Origin of the sequence: Glutamicibacter uratoxydans (genome assembly GCF_006539925.1) — a bacterium.
Lineage (GTDB): Bacteria > Actinomycetota > Actinomycetes > Actinomycetales > Micrococcaceae > Glutamicibacter > Glutamicibacter uratoxydans.
This window is the reverse complement of the sequence record NZ_BJNY01000008.1, coordinates 152,492-169,157: the sequence shown is the minus strand read 5'-3', so window position 1 is coordinate 169,157 and position 16,666 is coordinate 152,492. Positions and strand designations below refer to the sequence as shown.

Below are 16,666 nucleotides of genomic sequence, written 5' to 3'. Positions count from 1 at the left end.
GAAGCGGCGCATGCCATCGCCTTCCGCCCCGCCGCAGCTGGCGCGGCTGGTCCTGCTGTCGGCCGCCGCGGTGTGCGTCGGGCTGCTGCCAGTCGGGCTGGCCGCCTGGCTCTTCGACGCGCAGATCGCCCAGGGCGTGTACATCGGGCTGGTGCTGATGACCTCCGTGGTGCGCACGCTGAACCCGCGCGAGCAGTGGCTGGCGGCGGGATTCAGCGCGCTGGTGGCCGCCGCCGGGTCATTCATCGGCCCGCAGCTCGGGTGGCTGCTGCTTGCAGTGCCCGTGGTCTGCGCCGTGCAGGGCTGGTTCAGCCTGCACAGCACCCAGGCGGTGGCGGTGCTGCCTGCCATCCTGCTGCTCGACGCCATGGGCGGAAGGCAGCAGCAGTGGCTGGCGATGGGCATCGCCACGTTCGTCGGCGCGGTGTTCCTGATCCTGGCGGCAAGACTTGCCAAGATCAGCGCCGAGCCCAAGCCCCTGGCCGCGGCGCCGGCGCTGCTGCACGCCTGCCTGCTGGCGGCCGGCTGCCTCCTCCTGGTGCTACTGGGCCACTGGCTGGGAGTCGAGCGGGGCCACTGGGCGCTGTTGGCCTTCTGCCTGATGTTCACCCCTGCGCTGGTGACCGGCCAGCAGCGTTCGGCCTTCGGCTACATCGCCGCGGTGATGATGGGAACCGTGCTGGCGGCGGCGGTCGGCCTGCTGAATGTCGAGGTCCTCACCGTTGCCTTCTTGGTTATCGGTGCGCTGGGGACCGTGGCGGGAACACTCGCTGCACGGCCCATCCTCTCGGCCAGTGCGCTGACCCTGGCCGTCATCCTGCTCAACTCCATGGCCAGCGGTGAAAGCGTCGGCGCCATCGGCGGGCAGCGGGCAGGGCTGGCGCTGCTGTCCCTGGCAGTGGTGCTGTCGCTGCTCTGGATCGGCCGCTGGGCCGGCGCAAACTTTTCACTTTTCAACCCCGAGCCCGCCGGCGGGCAGACTGGAGCCAGAGAATGATCGACCCCATGATCAGCACCTTTGCAGTGCTCGGCCTGTCAATCATCGTTTTCATCTGGAACAAGGTCTCCCCGGCCCTGGTGGCGCTCGGGGTCGCCCTGGCGCTCTACTTCGCCGGCGCGGTGAGCTTCGAGCAGGCGATTGCCGGGTTCGGCGACCCCATCGTGGTGTATCTGGCGGGCCTGTTCGTGGTCAGCGATGCCCTGGAAGCCACCGGCATCACCGCCTGGGCCGGGTCGCAGCTGGCCGGCAAGGTGGGCGAGAAGCGTTCCCGGGTGGTCATCGCCCTGATGCTGCTCTCCGCGGGCCTGACCGCACTGATCAGCGTGAACGGGGCCGTGGCGGCCCTGGTCCCGGTGGCCGCGATGCTTGCCACGCGCACCGGGCAGCCGCCGTCCAAGGTCTTGATCCCGCTGGCCTTCGCCGCCCATGCCGGTTCCATGCTCACCCTGCTCGGCACGCCGATCAACGTGCTGGTCTCCGAACTGTCGGTCCAGGCGGGCGGGCGGCCCTTCGGCTTCTTCGAATTCGCGCTGGTCGGCATCCCGCTGCTGACCGGAACCATCCTGCTCTGCCTATTCCTGGGCCCCAAGCTGCTGCCCGCCCATGCTTCCAGCAGCGCCCCGCGGGACCTGAGCCGCCACGTCCAGACCCTGGCGGCGGCCTACGGCCTGGACGAGGATTCCTCGAAGGTCTCCTACTCCGACGGCATCACCGAGGTGCTGATCCCTCCCCGCTCCGAATTCATCGGGGATATCGTCTTCCCCGGAATGCTCACCGAGTCCAAACAGCTGGTCGTCTCCGCCATCCACCGGCAGGGCGAGGCGCTGGGCAGGGCGAAGCTGCAGGCGGGCGACGTGCTGGTGCTGCGCGGCGGATGGGATGCGGTGGAGGCCAAGGCCGCGCATCCCGGGGTCCTTCCGGTGGACAGCCCCGAGCAGGTCCGCCGCCAGGCAGTGGTGCTCGGGCCGCGCTCCTATGTTGCGGCGGCGGTGCTGGTGCTGATGTGCGTGGTGCTGGCCACCGGGCTGGTCCCCGCGGCGATCACGGTGCTGGCAGCGGCCGGGGTGCTGGTGCTGGCGCGCACCCTGAGCGTGGAGCAGGCGCAGCGGTCCATCTCCCTGCCGACGCTGGTCATCGTCGCCGGCATGATCCCGCTGTCCACCGCCATTCAAACCAGCGGCGCGGCGGAGGTGATTGCCGCCGGGCTGATGAAATACCTCGGCGGCTCCTCCCCGCGCATCATGCTTCTGGGCATTGTCATCGTGGTGATGCTGCTGGGCCAGTTCATCAGCAACCTGGCCACGGTGCTGATCGTGGCGCCGATCGCCGTGGCGGTGGCTCAGAGCACCGGGGTCTCCCCGATGCCCATGATGATGGCGATCACCGTTGCCGGAGCGGCGTCATTCCTCACCCCGGTGGCCACCGCGGGCAACCTGATGATCCAGGAGCCCGGCGGATACAGCTTCGGGGACTACTGGAAGCTCGGGCTGCCGAACCTGCTGCTCTTCGGCCTCGTCGCGGTAGTGCTCGTCCCGATCATCTGGCCGTTCTAGCCAGCAGCACCGAAGAAAGGATCGACCCACATGCCTGCTTCACCAGAATCCAGGGCCGCGGAGCTTGAAAAACGCTCCTGGGCGCCCATGGCCGGCCTGTTCCTGGCCCAGGTGCTCATGTCATTCAACGTCTCTGCGCTGCCGATCTCCCTGGGCGGGATGGTTCAGGACTTCGGGGTGCCGCCCACCACAGCGGGATCCACCATCGTGGTCTACGGCCTGTCGGTGGCCGCGCTGGTGATGACCGGTGCAAAGCTCGGACAGCGCGTGGGCTGGGTGCTGATCTTCCGCTGCACGCTGCTGGTGTTCATCGCCTCCTCACTGATGATGCTCTTGGGGCCAACCGTCGCCTGGGCCATCGGCGGACAGGTGCTGGCCGGCGCGGCGGCCGCGATCATCGTCCCGGCGCTGGTGGCGCTGATTGCCGAGAACTACAAGGGCGAGCAGCAGGCGACCGCGGTGGGCTCGCTGGGCACCTTCGTGGGCTGGCGGCCGATCTTCGCCGTCACCCTGGTCCTGGCAGTGGCAGTGGTTGCCTTGAGCTTCAAGCTGCGCGCCGACCAGCCTGATCCCGCCGTGAAGATCGACCTGCTGGCCTCCGCGCTGGTGGGCGCGGCGATCGTGCTGCTGACCCTGGGCTTCAACAACCTCAACGGCTGGGGTGTGCTGCTGGCCAGCGATACGGCTCCATTCGCGCTGGGCCCGCTCTCCCCGGCCCCGGTATTGGTGGTGCTGGGATTGGTGTTCGGGCAGCTGTTCTTCCTGCGCACCCGCGGCCGCATGCGCCGCGGCCAGGTGCCGCTGGTGGATCTGAGCGTGCTGGACCACGCCGCCGAACGCGCGGCGGTCTACGCCATGTTCATCATCGTGGCCATGGAGGCGGCGGTGAACTTCACCGTGCCGCTCTACATCCAAGTGGTCCAGGGACGCACCCCCTTCGACACCTCGTTGGCCATGATGCCGTTCAACCTGACGGTATTCATCACCGCGACGCTGATTGTGCGCTTCTACAAGAAGTACACTCCGCGCGCCATTGCACTGTTCTCTTTCACGCTGACTACCGCGGCGCTGGTCTGGCTTTCCTTCGTCGTCACCAACAACTGGGAAACCCTGCCAACGATCCTGGGGCTGGTGGTCTTCGGCATCGGCCAGGGCGCGCTGGTCACCCTGGTCTTCAACGTGCTTGTCACAGCCGCGCCGAAGCATCTTGCCGGCGATGTGGGCTCGCTGCGCGGCACCACGCAGAATCTGGCCTCCGCGGTGGGCACAGCGGTGATGGGCGCGGTGCTGGTGACCACGCTGAGCGCCGGCATCACCAGCAGCGTTCAGGAGAATCCGCAGCTGCCCGAGCAGCTGGTGGCCCAGGTGGACCTGGACAACGTGGACTTCATGAGCAATGAGGCGCTCAAGGAGGCGCTGGCGAATACCACCGCCACACACGAGCAGGTCGCCCGGGCGGTGGAGATCAACGAGCAGCAGCGCCTGCGCACCTTGAAACTGGGCTTCCTGGTCCTTGCCGGCCTCAGCCTGGCGGCGGCGGTCCCCGCCTCGCGGCTGCCGAAGTACCGCCCGGGAGAAATCCCCGAATAGCGGGCGCCTGCAGGTAGACTCTGCCCTAATCATCACCGCATAAGGAGCACCCATGACGCAAAAGCCCGCTGGCGGCGCAGGATTCTTCACCACCTCACGTGTGCTTGCCATAATTCTGGCCATCATCGCGCTGGTCTTCATCTTCTCCAACACCCAGATGGCCACCTTGAACCTGATCGGCATTAAGATCACGATGCCCGGGTGGCTCTGGTTCTTCGGACTGCTGGTCGTCGGGTTCGTCATCGGCTCCATGACGCCGTGGTTCCAGAGCAAGAAGAAGTAGCGGCCCAGGTGGCCGGACGCATGAGCTCAGGGAGCAGACCGTGGATCCGCAGCGTCCTGCTTTTTGCGCTGTCGGCCTTCGCGGCGATCTCCATTGCACGGCTCATGCGGTCCATCGACTGGGATGCCGTGGGGTCAGCCCTGGCACACCTGCTGTGGTGGCAGCCGGTGGTGCTGCTCGCCGTGCTGGTGGTGCGCCAAGTGGCCAACGCCGCGCCCCTGTCCTACTACATCGAAGGGGTGTCCCTGTACCGGGCGACGCTCAATGACATGTCGGCGTCCACGCTCACCGCCTTCGCCCCGCCGCCCAGCGACATGGCGCTGCGCGTGGCGATGTTCTCCTCCTGGGGCGTCAAGACGCCGGTGGCGATTGCCGGGACGACGATGAATGCGATGACTTTTTTCATCGTGCGCTTCGCGGCTCCGCTGCTCGGGTTCGTGCTGGTCTTTGCCACCGGACGTACCGTGGGCCTGCGCTGGCTGGATGCCATCAGCCTGGGCATCGCGGCGTTCCTGGTCGCGGCGGTGCTGATCATGACCCGGTCCGAAGTGGCAGCCCGCAGGCTGGGTGAAGGCTGCGGAAAAGTGGCCTGCCGGTTCAAGAAGAGCATCAGCCCGAGCGAGTGGGCCGAAAAATGCACGATGTTCCAGCAGGAACTCGAATCAAGGTTCCGCTTCGCCTTCCCCCGCTCGATCCTCGTGTCCCTGGGGATGGTTGCCTGCGATGGATTGCTGCTCCTGCTGGCGCTGCGCTTCGTCGGGATCGATGCTCAAACCCTGTCCCTGGCGGATATTGCCGTGGCTTTCCTCTTTGCCTTTCCGCTCACCGCGTTCCCCATGTCGGGGATGGGCGTAGTGGATGTGCTCATCGCTGTGGCCTGCGTCGAAGCGGCGGGCAGCGGGGTTCAAGAACCGGTGTTCGCGGCATTGATCATCTGGCGCATTTTCAACGTTGCCGGCCCGCTGCTTTTAGGAATTGTTGCCGGTGCGCTGTGGAAGCGCTCCATGAAGAAGCCGGGCCTAGCCCGGCCCGACGTCGACTAGTCTGGCACCGTGAACGAAATACCTGCACGGCCTAATCTCCCCCGGCTGCTCAAGCGGTCACTGGTGCTCGTGGGCTTGATGCTGGTTCCCGTGCTCCTGGCCGCTGTTCTGTTCTCCCAGCAGGCGGTGCTGGGCGTGGGCATCGGCCTGGCCCTGATGACCTCGGTAGTGCGTGCATTGGCCCCGCGCGAGCGCTGGTTTGCCGCCGGAGCCGGCGCCGCAGTTGCCGCCGCCGGCAGCTATCTGGGCCCGGAGAGCTGGTGGCTGCTGCTGGCAGTGGTGGTGGTGTGCCTCGTCCAGGGCTGGTTTGCCAGACACAGCGTGCAGGCAGTGGCCATCCTGCCCGCCATGCTGATGCTCAGCGCCCAGAATTCAGACCACTCCCAATGGCTGACCGTGGGCCTCGCAACGCTGGCAGGCTCTGCCTACCTTCTGGTCCTGGCTCAGCTGATGGGCTTGGCAGGAAAGCCGAAGCCGATTGCCCCACGGCTGGCCTTGGCGCACAGCGCCTTGCTGGGCATTGGCTGCCTCGCCTTGGTGCTGCTGAGTCGCTACTTCGAAATCCATCGGGCCAACTGGGCGCTGTTGGCCTTCTGCATCATGTTCACGCCCGACCTGCTGCTGCGGAAGAACAACAAGGCAGTGCTGGGCTATCTGGCTGCGGTCACCGGTGGCGCGGTTCTTGCGGCGCTCGTCGGCGTGATTTCGAGCCCCGTTCTGACGCTGGCGGTTCTTGCCTGCGGCGCTGTGGCAACGGTGGCCGGCTCCTTGGCCGGGCAGCCGGCCATCGGCGTCAGTTCAGTGACGCTCACAGTGATCCTGCTTAGCTCGATCACCAGTGATGAAAGCATCGGCTACCTGAGTGTCCAGCGCGCTGGCCTGGCTTTCCTTTCACTCATTGTTGCAGGCCTCATGGTGCTGGTCGGAAGACTGGTCCAGCGCAAGCTGATCCAACGGCACCACCTTGAATAAAGAGTTGGAATCTTTATTGTGGGAGGGAATTATTTAATCGGCAAAACTGATAATCTCAGCCCATGGATGAATCGCTCACAGCATTTATGAATTCCTTCGCCACGCTAGCGCGCCTTGCCCAGGAACAGCAGCCAGCCCCTTCTGGAGAGCCGCTGGCGCCGGTGCTCGAGCAATATTTGGGCTTTGCCCCGCATACGGTTTCGGTGCTCACCGAAACCTTCGGTAACCATCGGCTGGCAGATGCCAATATCGTGCTCGAAGAATTCGCCAGCCACGACCCCGAGGCGACGATCATCGGCATTGCTGGCCAGGAACGCAATCACATGGATCTGGCAGACATGCTCGATCCAGGATCGATGCATGTGTCCATCGCCGAGCCAATCTTCACCTCCCTAGCTGTTGGGCCAGGACAGCAGCGCCGATTTCTCGCCTACGGCATCCACCTGTTCAAGCACCTTGGCAAGCCTCTTGCCGTCGCCCTTCGCCGGGCAGATCCGCGTTTTGGACGCGAGACGTGCACCTTGGAAATCATTGCAGCCGATCCGCAAGCCGGCGATGCATTCGTCGCAGGGTTCCGCGAGCAGCTGCGTGAAACGAGCGTCTTCCGCGGGCACGTCATTTCCTTCAAGCCTTCGGACTATGGAAACAGCAACGCTGGGGTGGCTTTCCATGAGCGCCCGAAGCTTGGCAAAGACGAGCTGATCCTTCCCGAGGGAGTTCGGGAGCGGATCTCTGAGCAGGTGCTGGGCATTGGGCTTAACCGCGATTTTCTTCGTTCCCACGGCGTCCACCTGAAGCGCGGCGTGCTGCTCTACGGCCCTCCGGGGACGGGAAAAACCCACACCGTGCGGTACCTGACTTCAGAGGCCGAAGGCCAGACGGTGATCCTGCTCAACGGAAATACCCTGCCCCTGGTCAGCGAGGCGACCGCCATGGCCCGTGCATTGCAGCCCGCCGTAGTCGTCCTGGAAGACTGCGATTTGATTGCTGAAGACCGCCATTTCGGCCATGGCCCCCAGCCGCTGCTCTTCGAAGTCCTCGATTCATTGGATGGACTGGATGCTGATGCCGATGTTGCCTTCGTGCTGACCACCAACCGCGTCGAGTCCCTGGAGCGGGCCCTGGTGCAGCGCCCCGGGCGCATCGATCTTGCCGTTGAGATTCCGCGTCCCGAGCTTGAAGGACGGCTGGCCTTGCTGAAACTATATGGCGGGCATGTGCACGCCAGCGAAGAAACCCTGGCTGAGGTAGCGCAGCTCATCGAGGGGACGACGGCTTCCTTCGTCAAAGAACTGATCCGGCGTACGGTGCTCATCGCAGCCATTAAGGCCCAATCGCCAAAAGACGAAGATCTCTTGACCGCCGCCCGCGAGCTCATGAGCGACCAGGCCCTGCTGACGCGCAACCTGCTGGGAGGCACGTCCAATCCAGACGAGGAAGATTTCGACGATGACGGCGAAGCATCCAGCTTCGGCTACATTGCCCACTCCCCGATGAGCGGCTCCTACTTCCCCATGGCCCTGGGAGAGGATGAGACCGATCTAGGCTTCAAGGACGAGTAGCCGGCGTTCCTCCATGCATCATGGTCAACAGCGGGTTCGGTGGCGAACCCGCTGTTTCGCCGTCAGGTTGTCCATGGCTGCCCGGGAAGCAAGCCTTTCGTGCTTTGAGCCAAAAACTCATTTTTAACATTTCCCCGTAACCCCTTTGCAAAAGATTCCCGCCGAGGATAGATTGTTATATGAGCGTTTGGTATACAAATATTATGCTTGGCCGCTAGTCTCCGCACGTAGATTTGTTGCGTTTCTAATTTGACTTGGCCTCAGAAGTTCGCGCCCCGCGGCGAATGAACAATTCAATCCGCTTGACCGGCATTTACATATATTCAGAGGGTGCTGCAGCGCCCTCCCTGCCGCACGCTCATTAGCTGGCCAAGCGACGGATCTTCCCAGGAGAAAACATGAGCAACAACATTTACGCTGAAGCATTGACGCAGGCAATCGCCCAAGCGAGGCTAGCTGTAGACGAAGGCGGAATGCCTTTCGGCGCCGCCCTCGTGGTGGATGGAGAAATCGTATCCCTTGGCCGCAATCGCCAGATCCCAGACAGCGACTACTTCGCACATGCCGAGGTCAAGGCCCTCACCGATCATGTGAAGAAGCCTTATGCAAAGGAAGCAGGCGCAGTCTTGGTAGCCACCGAGGCACCTTGCATCATGTGCTGCGGCACCGCACTGGTGTCAGGAATCAGCAAAGTCATCGTGGGCGAAGATGTGCATTTCGCCGGCGGACTGGACGTTCTGCGCAACGAAGGCGTCGAGGTAGAGGTCTTGGGCAACGAAGAGTGCATTGCCATGGTTGGCGATTTCATTGCCGAGCACGAAGACCGCTGGAACTTCTTCAGCGCATAGACGCTACGGCCTCTAGCCCCATGCCCCCAGCAGGAGATCATTTCTGCCGGGTATGGGGCTATTTCCTTTTGCCCGATAGCACCTAGCACAGCGTGAATCCATCCCTGTAAAATCGGGGATGCCCAAGGAATTTCACCCCGAAATTCACCACAAGAATGCTCAACGCATAAAAATCAACATCGAACAGTTCGGGCGATTAGGTATACCGAAAATTCGGCGGTCAAGTTGATGCACCACGAGGCCGCAGCGTTGCTGCGGCCTCGTGGTGCACCTTTTCCTTATTCCGATACGAGCCTGTCTAAACGCCCTCGCGAGATGATAGCGATCTGCGCCAAGGCATCTTTGAACTCAGCAGCGGTGCTTTGCCCCTTGCGGCGCTCGAACTCCGAGAAGATTGACTCCTTGGTGTGCCCGCGCACCGCAATCACAAATGGGAAACCGTGATGCGCGGTATATTCACGGTTCAGCTGCTGCATGCGAGCGAGCTCTTGCGCAGTCAACGCATCAAGCCCAGCACTTGACTGCTCGCCCACAGACTCGTTGGTCATCTCCCCCGCTTGAGCTTCTTTTCCAGCCAGCTCAGGATGGGCGTTAAGGAAGTCCAACAACTGGGCTCGCGGCGAAGAACTGACAACGTCGAACATTGCCCTGTGCAAATCTGCAACGCTCTCGAAAGGCCCCCTTTGCCAGGCGCCTTCGGCCACCCATGGAGAATTCTCGAAAACTGGGCCAAGGTCGTTGACGAACTGCTCTTGCGTCATCGCATTGATCTCTTGCAAATCAAGGTTGCTCATAATTAGGCTTCTACCTCAACGTCCTGCTGAATTGCCGCTTCATTTCCCTTTGCACCCTTGCGGGCTTCGCGGAACTTTGGAACAAAGCTCAGAATCAGCACAGCCGCCAACGCTTCAACTATTCCAATGATGATCAGGCCCGGGGTCAGGCTGCCGGTAGAATCCTTCAGCGCTCCGAGCATGTACGGCGCACCGAAACCTGCCAGGTTGGCAATCGAGTTGATCAGCGCGACACCACCTGCAGCAGCGGCACCGGTCAAGAAGTGGTTCGGCATCTGCCAGAACACCGGAATGGCACCCATCGTACCGATGATGGCCAATCCCAGAGCAAGGATTGCGCCCAGTGGGCTGACATTGATCAGCAGACCAGCTGCTACCAGCGATCCTGCTCCAACCAGTGCGCCGATAGACGTATTCCAGCGGGATTCACCGGTACGGTCGGAAATGAATCCGTTGGCAATCATTGCCACAGCGCCGCCGAGGTTGACCGCCGCCATGATCCAGCCAAGAACCATTGGATCCTTGAAGCCAACCTCGGATACCAGCGACGGTCCGTAGAAGGTCAGCGTGGAGTTGGCTGCAATGATGCAGAAGAAGATCACGATGAACAGCCAGATGGTTTTGCCCTTCAAGGCTCCAAGCATACTGTGCTCGCGATGTTCAAGCTTGGCGTTCTCTGCGTCCAGTTCTTCTTGAACCATCTTCTTTTCGAAAGTGGTCAGCCACTTCGCCTGGTGCGGACGGTCCGTGAGGTAGACCCAGGTCACGAAGCCGAGAATGATTGACGGAATACCTTCGATAATGAAGACCCACTGCCAGTCGTTCAGGCCCAACACTCCGTGCATGTTCGACATGATGACGCCTGCGAGAGGACCGCCCAGCACACCGGCAAATGCCGAAGCCGACATGAACATGCCGAAGGCTTTTGCTCGTCGGTTCGCAGGGAACCAGTAGGTCAGGTACAAGATGATGCCCGGGTAGAAGCCGGCCTCAAAAACACCAAGCAAGAAACGCATGATGTAGAACATCACCGGCGTGGTCACGGTGAACATCAGAATACTGATGACGCCCCAGCCAAGGGTGATACGCATAATCGTCTTCTTAGCCCCAATCTTCTGCAGCAGAAGGTTGCTCGGCACCTCAAAGAAGAAGTACCCCAAGAAGAAAATTCCGGCACCTAGGCCATAGATCGCTTCGCTCCAGCCAAGCTCTTCGAGCATGCGCATTTTCACGAAGCCGATGTTCACTCGGTCAATCCACGCAACGATCCATAAGAGCATCAGGAATGGAATAAGGCGCATAAAGATCTTGCGATAAACGCGATCTGGCGCCTGAGGTACTGCGTCAAATGACGCTTCAGGGGTTGCCACAAAGTCCTCCGGGGGTGAGTGGGATGCAAGAGGGGTGCGAATCATCGGAAAATTTCGCATTGCAAAATTAAAATTCCAAAATGAGACTTTTCGATAGTGGCACCCATCACAGCATTTGGTCAACCATCTGACCAATAATGACGGAAACTGCATGAAATATTCGCCTAAAAGATGACATTAACGAAGGCCTTATACACGAAGTTTCCTCACGGATCCATATTTTTAGAGAAACTTGATCGAACGCTAGTAACTTTTGATCTAGCAGAGTTAACAAATCCAGCGACTGCAAATTCTGTTGCATTTAAAGGATTGTGCACTCCAAAATGGCAGGTTTATCCGATACCAGACGATATCTTTACGTCACTTTCACACCGCGACTCGCAACCACGCGTCCACGCCAGAGACATGTGAAGCGCATGAATATTAAGTCACAAAAAATGGTTAACCATTTTAATCGACCTGTTTGCTCATCTTGATTGGTGGCCTCTCTAGCGGCGCCTGAGGCTTTTCTAACGAAGAGCTTCACACATGCCGCAACACGCTGGCCCAGAACGGCCGCCAGATGCCGGTCTCTTGATGCTAAAAGACTAGTCAAAGTCTAGTTATGCCAGCTTCTCCAAGAAGAAGGCGTCAGCCGGACACCGCTGCGCTACGGCCCTGCCGAACTAGCCGCAGACGGCCTTGAGACGATTCAACTAGGTCTGCGCTTTCGACCCACGAATTCTATAAACCGCGGCAGGTTGGTCTTTTCAAACGGTTGACAAGGCCCTGGGCAGTGGACTTACTGTTGTGCCCATGCGAAGGACTACCTCCTCGCCCATCGCCTGCAACAAGGCGCATGTAGTTTCACGTTGAAGACCTACCTGAATTTTGGTCTTCAGCACGCCGCTCAGTCCGTAGACCGTGTTACCCCACGCCGCGCACGAGCCTAGCCTCCCTTCAATTGTTTGGCAGCAAAGACTACTTGGCACGCTTTCATCCCGAGCCAGCTGTCGATTTCTTCCCCCATTTCCGGACCCCTTGCCCCTCCAAGGCTTGGGCTCTGCCCCAAATTAGGAGCACCCATGGCGTTTCGCCGTACAAAAATTTCCGCCGCTCTCTTGGCCCTGCCTATGGCTTTTGCGTTGTCCGCTTGTTCACCTGCCGCGCCGACAGCAACGCCGAGCCCCTCTGCGCTGCCTGAGGATGTCCAAGTTCAGCCAGTTTCAGCCAAATCTGAACGCGGGCATCTCAGTACGCATATCCTCGATACGGTGTCGGGAAAGCCGGCCCAAGGCGTTGACGTGGTTCTAGAGCATCGAGTGAAGAACAAATGGAAGCAAGTCGCCAACGGTACGACCGATGAAGACGGACGGATCGAAAGTCTTGGCCCGAAAACCTTAGAGAATGGCGCCTACCGCATTACGTTCGAGACAGAAGCGTATTTCAAGCAACTGAAGCAGGATACGTTCTTCCCCTCCATCCCCATTGACTTCTACATCAGCAGCCCAGACCAGCACTACCATGTGCCGCTGTTGCTGAGTCCTTTCGCTTACTCCACCTATCGCGGCAGCTAGCCATCAAGACCTGAAAAGGCAGCCGAGCCACATGGTTCGGCTGCCTTTTCAGCGTCGCGCTTCACGTTGAAGCTACTTCAGGATCTCGCTCGCGAAACTGACCGATCCATCCTTGGTAACAGTGCTCCATGCAACGGCTTTGTCGTTGGCATAGATTTCTTCAAAGTTATTCTTCGGAGTAAAGGCGAAGAGCTTCCCGGTAACCGAATCGAGCACTACTGCTTCATTGCCCAACTGTCCGAGTTCCTCGGGATTCTCCATCGACCACGAGCTGAAGGTCCGGTTTCCCGAAGTGCTGGTGGCGAACGCGGCCCGATCTGCGGGCAGATCGAGCTGCCAGGCCTTTTGAGTATCCAGGTTCAGCACCACGGTCTTGTAGTCTGCCTTGCCGGAATCGATGTCAAAGCTGACGCTGGTTCCATTCTGCATGGCCGGCCAGTTGTGCAGTCCATCTCCGCTGAAGCCGCCAAGTTCAAAGTCTTGGCCAGCCTGCAGCAGCTTCTTGCCGTTGAGCAGTTCAATACCCGCAACCTTGCTCTGCCCAGACTCTGTCTTCTCCTTGCTGAGCTTAAGAATGGCAATCCCCTGGGGAGTGTTGTACACCGCGGCAGCGTTCTTGGCTTCTACCCGCGGTTTTCCATCGGCAAATGAGGCCGAGAGCACCTGAGCGCCGGACCATTCATTCGTTGCCCAATAAATGCGGTCTTTGGCCACCACGAAATCGGCGGCGTTCTCGACATTGCTGATTTTCTTCAGGCTGTCAGCGCCGGGTGCATAGACTGCCACATCGCTGAGGTTTTTGTCGTGCTTGGACTTGCTGGTCACCGCAAGAACCAGGTCGCCCTGAACGCTGAATCTCGTCGTATCGGAATCCCCAACGATTTCTTCGTTCGGCCAGTACAGGGTGTACGTGCCTTCTGCATCCACGGTAAACGGTAGCTGGTCCCGGACAACCACCGGCCGCCCATCAGACAGCACGCCGATGAAGTCTTCTCCCTTGGGCAGAGTGTGCGCCGCACGCCCCGAAATTTCGGAGTCAGCAGGTTTGACGGCTGAATCAACTGCCAGTTCGACAGCTTCAATCTTGCTGCCATCACCCCAGGACAACCCCTTGATGGCAGTCGTCTTTTGAGAATCAACGTCGCCAACTGGTTGTGTCGTGCTGCGTGGCGAAGCATCATTGCTCTGGGCAGCGGAGGAGCTGGCAGCACCAGTGGGAGCCGCATCAGGCGCTGCTGTTGAGCAGGAGGCCAGGGCCAAGCTCAGTGTGCAGAGGCCGACGACAAGCGAAGAACGTGAAACTATTCGAACCGACGCAACCATGGGTGCCTCATTTCCTGAATGAAATCCGAAGGATGATCCACTGCCATCCTGCTTACTTCCATCGACATTTACAACACCCATTTGATTATTGTGATCGAACCGTGACGCCCCATTCACCAGGTGTTTGCCTTCGACGCAGAAAACCCCGGTCCGCCTTAAAAAACGCGTACGATCATTCAGCGGGACGAGGGCCTGCTACAGCTTTCACCACCAGTGCATAATCATCATGGACATCAACGCGGGTCAGATGTTCATACCTCACCTTGATCAGGGTCTCGCTCCATGTTCCGTCCGGGTCGATGCAGTGGAACCAGAAAGAATTCTTCTTCCAACGGTCCACCGTCCCGATCCAGAGTTTGTCAGGCTCGCGCACTTCTTCATGGATCGACAGCACCGAGTTCAGTTCAGCAAGACGCGACAAGAATGCCTGTTCTGCAGCAAGGTCCAGGGATTTCCACGGGTTTGCGGGAGGCCAAAAATCCTGCGTGCGAAGGAACGGCAGGAAGGTCCGCGAGAAGACGACCCTCGAGATATTGCCCAAGCGGACCAGTGTGTAGCCGTTGAAGTACCCGCCGTCTCGAAGAACCGCCAGCAGCACCCAACCTTGAGAAATTTGCAGCACGATTGCTTCATCGTGCTCATCTGGTGCCACGCTTCGATAGATCTTCACCGGCACCAGCTCGTCTTGCGAGCAATTCAACCGGGAGATGACCTTCGACCGCTTCTGGAGTTTAGCCATGGCCCATCATCTCCTAGCAGGCTGCCGCCTGGCTACTGGGCAAACTGGGTTTCATACAGGGTTGTGTAGCGGCCACCGAGGCTGAGCAGTTCACTGTGGGTGCCGCGCTCGATGATCTTTCCGCCTTCAACAACAAGGATCTCGTCTGCCGAACGGATCGTTGAAAGCCGGTGGGCGATGATTAGCGCCGTCCGATTCTCCAATGCCTCGGTCAGCGCCGCTTGTACCGCCGCCTCATTGGCCGAGTCCAAGGCAGCGGTCGCCTCGTCGAGAATCACTACCTGTGGAGCCGCCAGCAGCAGCCGCGCGATGGTCATCCGCTGGCGTTCGCCACCCGAAAGCCGGTAGCCGCGCTCGCCTACTACCGTGTCCAGCTGATCGGGCAGCTCCTCGATCACCGGGCGCAGGCGGGCGCGTTCCAAGGCCTCCCACAGCTGCTCGTCGCTGGCTCCGGGGCGGGCCAAAAGAAGGTTCGAGCGGATCGATTCGTGGAACAGGTGTCCATCCTGGGTCACCATGGAGACGACTTCGCGCAGCGAATCCATCTTGATATGGCGAATGTCTTCCCCGGCCAGCTGCACGCTGCCCGAATCCACATCGTAGAGGCGGGCCAGCAGCGATGCGATAGTGGATTTTCCGGCACCCGAGGAGCCGACCAGGGCCACTGTCTTCCCTGCAGGGACCTCGAAATTGATATCGTGCAGCACCTCTTGTCCACCGCGGGTGTCCAGTACTGCCACCTCTTCCAAAGAGGCGAGGGAGACTTTGTCTGCGCTGGGGTAGGAGAAATTCACATCGACGAATTTCACCGAAACCGGGCCCGGCTGCAGCCGGTGGGCATCCGGGGCATCGGCAATCAGCGGTTCCAGATCCAAGACCTCAAAAACGCGGTCGAAGCTGACCAGTGCGCTAGTAATCTCAACCCTTGCGTTGGCCAGCGCCGTCAGCGGAACATACAGGCGCGTCAGCAGCATGCCAAGAACCACCACATCGCCGGCAGCGAGGTCGCCGCGCACCGCGTAGACGCCGCCCAGTCCGTAGACCAAGGCCAAAGCCAGCGCTGCAACAAGCGTCAGGGCCGCGACAAAGTAGAACTGGCGCATGGTCATTTTCACGCCGATGTCGCGGACGCGGCCGGCGCGCAGTGCAAACTGGTCCGCCTCGTCCTTGGGGCGTCCGAAGAGCTTGATCAGCGTCGCTCCGGGGGCGGAGAAGCGTTCGGTCATCTGCGTGCCCATGGCCGCATTCAGGTCCGCTGATTCCTTGCGCAGCAGCGCCACCGACTTGCCGAAGTGCCGGGCCGGCAGCAGGAAAATGGGCAGCAGCACCAATGCCAGTGCGGTGACCTGCCACGAAGTAGTGAACATGACTGCGGCGGTGAGAATCAATGCGACAGTATTCGATACCAGCCCGGACAGCGTGCCGGCGAAGGCCGACTGGGCCCCGATGACGTCGTTGTTCAGGCGGCTGACCAAGGCGCCGGTGCGCGTTCGGGCGAAGAATGCGATCGGCATTTTCTGCACGTGGTTGAACACCGCCGTGCGCAGGTCGTAGATGATCCCTTCTCCCAGCTTGGAGGAGAACCAGCGGACCACCACCGAAACCACTGCATCAAGAACGGCAACTACCGCAATCATCAGCGCAAGGTTGATGATCACCTGGATGCCGCTGCGGGCCACGATCTCATCGACGATGCGTCCGGCAAGCACCGGGGTGATGACCGCGAGGATCGCGGAGATGATGGAGAAGATGACGAAGACGATCAAGCGGGATTTATAGCCTGCGGCAAACTTGAGCACCCTTTTGGGTGTTGTCTCGGCGTAGGCGCGCCCCTTGTCGCCCGATAGCCTCCAAAGGGAATGCCATGCGGCGCTTTCCATGCTCATTGTTGTACTCTCGCGATCTCGCTGGGCTGAGTTTCAGCTAGGCTCATGTTCTCAGCAAGCGTGGCAGCTGATCCAGCTAGGTTCAGCTTATTTCCCTGGCATTGCTTGAGATACCCATGTTCCAGTCCGCCGAGCATTGCTGAGTTT

Annotated in this window: 14 protein-coding genes; 9 read left to right on the top strand and 5 right to left on the bottom strand. The window is 60.4% G+C overall.

Features of this window, described 5'->3' with window-relative positions:
- The first annotated feature begins 10 nt into the window (after positions 1-10).
- The 8 genes from AUR04nite_RS08450 to AUR04nite_RS08415 all read left to right on the top strand — a co-directional run bounded on the left by AUR04nite_RS08450 (position 11) and on the right by AUR04nite_RS08415 (position 8,851).
- Complete coding sequence (locus AUR04nite_RS08450) at positions 11-997, top strand: FUSC family protein (protein ID WP_141363899.1); 987 nt, start codon at positions 11-13, stop codon at positions 995-997.
- An 8-nt stretch (positions 998-1,005) separates the two neighbouring features.
- Positions 1,006-2,553, top strand: coding sequence for an SLC13 family permease (locus tag AUR04nite_RS08445; RefSeq protein ID WP_246055457.1), 1,548 nt, complete (start codon positions 1,006-1,008; stop codon positions 2,551-2,553).
- Between the two features lie 30 nt (positions 2,554-2,583).
- Positions 2,584-4,143, top strand: coding sequence for an MFS transporter (locus AUR04nite_RS08440; RefSeq protein ID WP_246055456.1), 1,560 nt, complete (start codon positions 2,584-2,586; stop codon positions 4,141-4,143).
- A 52-nt stretch (positions 4,144-4,195) separates the two neighbouring features.
- The gene (locus AUR04nite_RS08435; RefSeq protein ID WP_141363895.1) at positions 4,196-4,426 is read left to right on the top strand and encodes a LapA family protein; all 231 of its coding nucleotides are present in this window, start codon (positions 4,196-4,198) and stop codon (positions 4,424-4,426) included.
- Complete coding sequence (locus AUR04nite_RS08430; RefSeq protein WP_170184144.1) at positions 4,402-5,469, top strand: lysylphosphatidylglycerol synthase domain-containing protein; 1,068 nt, start codon at positions 4,402-4,404, stop codon at positions 5,467-5,469. The genes AUR04nite_RS08435 and AUR04nite_RS08430 overlap by 25 nt, the downstream gene beginning before the upstream one ends.
- A gap of 9 nt (positions 5,470-5,478) precedes the next feature.
- The gene (locus tag AUR04nite_RS08425; protein ID WP_141363891.1) at positions 5,479-6,441 is read left to right on the top strand and encodes an FUSC family protein; all 963 of its coding nucleotides are present in this window, start codon (positions 5,479-5,481) and stop codon (positions 6,439-6,441) included.
- Positions 6,442-6,503: 62 nt separating this feature from the next.
- Complete coding sequence (locus AUR04nite_RS08420) at positions 6,504-8,003, top strand: AAA family ATPase (protein WP_141363889.1); 1,500 nt, start codon at positions 6,504-6,506, stop codon at positions 8,001-8,003.
- Positions 8,004-8,401: 398 nt separating this feature from the next.
- The gene (locus tag AUR04nite_RS08415; protein ID WP_141363887.1) at positions 8,402-8,851 is read left to right on the top strand and encodes a nucleoside deaminase; all 450 of its coding nucleotides are present in this window, start codon (positions 8,402-8,404) and stop codon (positions 8,849-8,851) included.
- Between the two features lie 278 nt (positions 8,852-9,129).
- Here AUR04nite_RS08415 and uraD read toward each other — a convergent pair whose 3' ends face one another.
- Together uraD and AUR04nite_RS08405 are read right to left on the bottom strand one after the other, a co-directional pair.
- The gene (gene uraD / locus AUR04nite_RS08410) at positions 9,130-9,645 is read right to left on the bottom strand and encodes a 2-oxo-4-hydroxy-4-carboxy-5-ureidoimidazoline decarboxylase (RefSeq protein ID WP_141363885.1); all 516 of its coding nucleotides are present in this window, start codon (positions 9,643-9,645) and stop codon (positions 9,130-9,132) included.
- 2 nt (positions 9,646-9,647) lie between these two features.
- A complete protein-coding gene (locus AUR04nite_RS08405; RefSeq protein ID WP_218024662.1) occupies positions 9,648-10,946 on the bottom strand; it encodes an MFS transporter in 1,299 nt (432 codons plus the stop codon).
- A 1,133-nt stretch (positions 10,947-12,079) separates the two neighbouring features.
- Here AUR04nite_RS08405 and uraH point away from each other — a divergent pair.
- Positions 12,080-12,571, top strand: coding sequence for a hydroxyisourate hydrolase (uraH, locus tag AUR04nite_RS08400; RefSeq protein WP_307723230.1), 492 nt, complete (start codon positions 12,080-12,082; stop codon positions 12,569-12,571).
- 72 nt (positions 12,572-12,643) lie between these two features.
- On the opposite strand, the gene AUR04nite_RS08395 is transcribed toward uraH, so the two are convergent.
- From AUR04nite_RS08395 to AUR04nite_RS08385, 3 genes are all read right to left on the bottom strand, one after another.
- On the bottom strand, positions 12,644-13,894 hold the full coding sequence (locus AUR04nite_RS08395; protein ID WP_141363881.1) for a hypothetical protein: 1,251 nt from the start codon (positions 13,892-13,894) through the stop codon (positions 12,644-12,646).
- Positions 13,895-14,066: 172 nt separating this feature from the next.
- A complete protein-coding gene (locus AUR04nite_RS08390) occupies positions 14,067-14,633 on the bottom strand; it encodes a hypothetical protein (RefSeq protein WP_141363879.1) in 567 nt (188 codons plus the stop codon).
- Between the two features lie 32 nt (positions 14,634-14,665).
- A complete protein-coding gene (locus tag AUR04nite_RS08385; protein ID WP_141363877.1) occupies positions 14,666-16,519 on the bottom strand; it encodes an ABC transporter ATP-binding protein in 1,854 nt (617 codons plus the stop codon).
- Positions 16,520-16,666 lie beyond the last annotated feature (147 nt).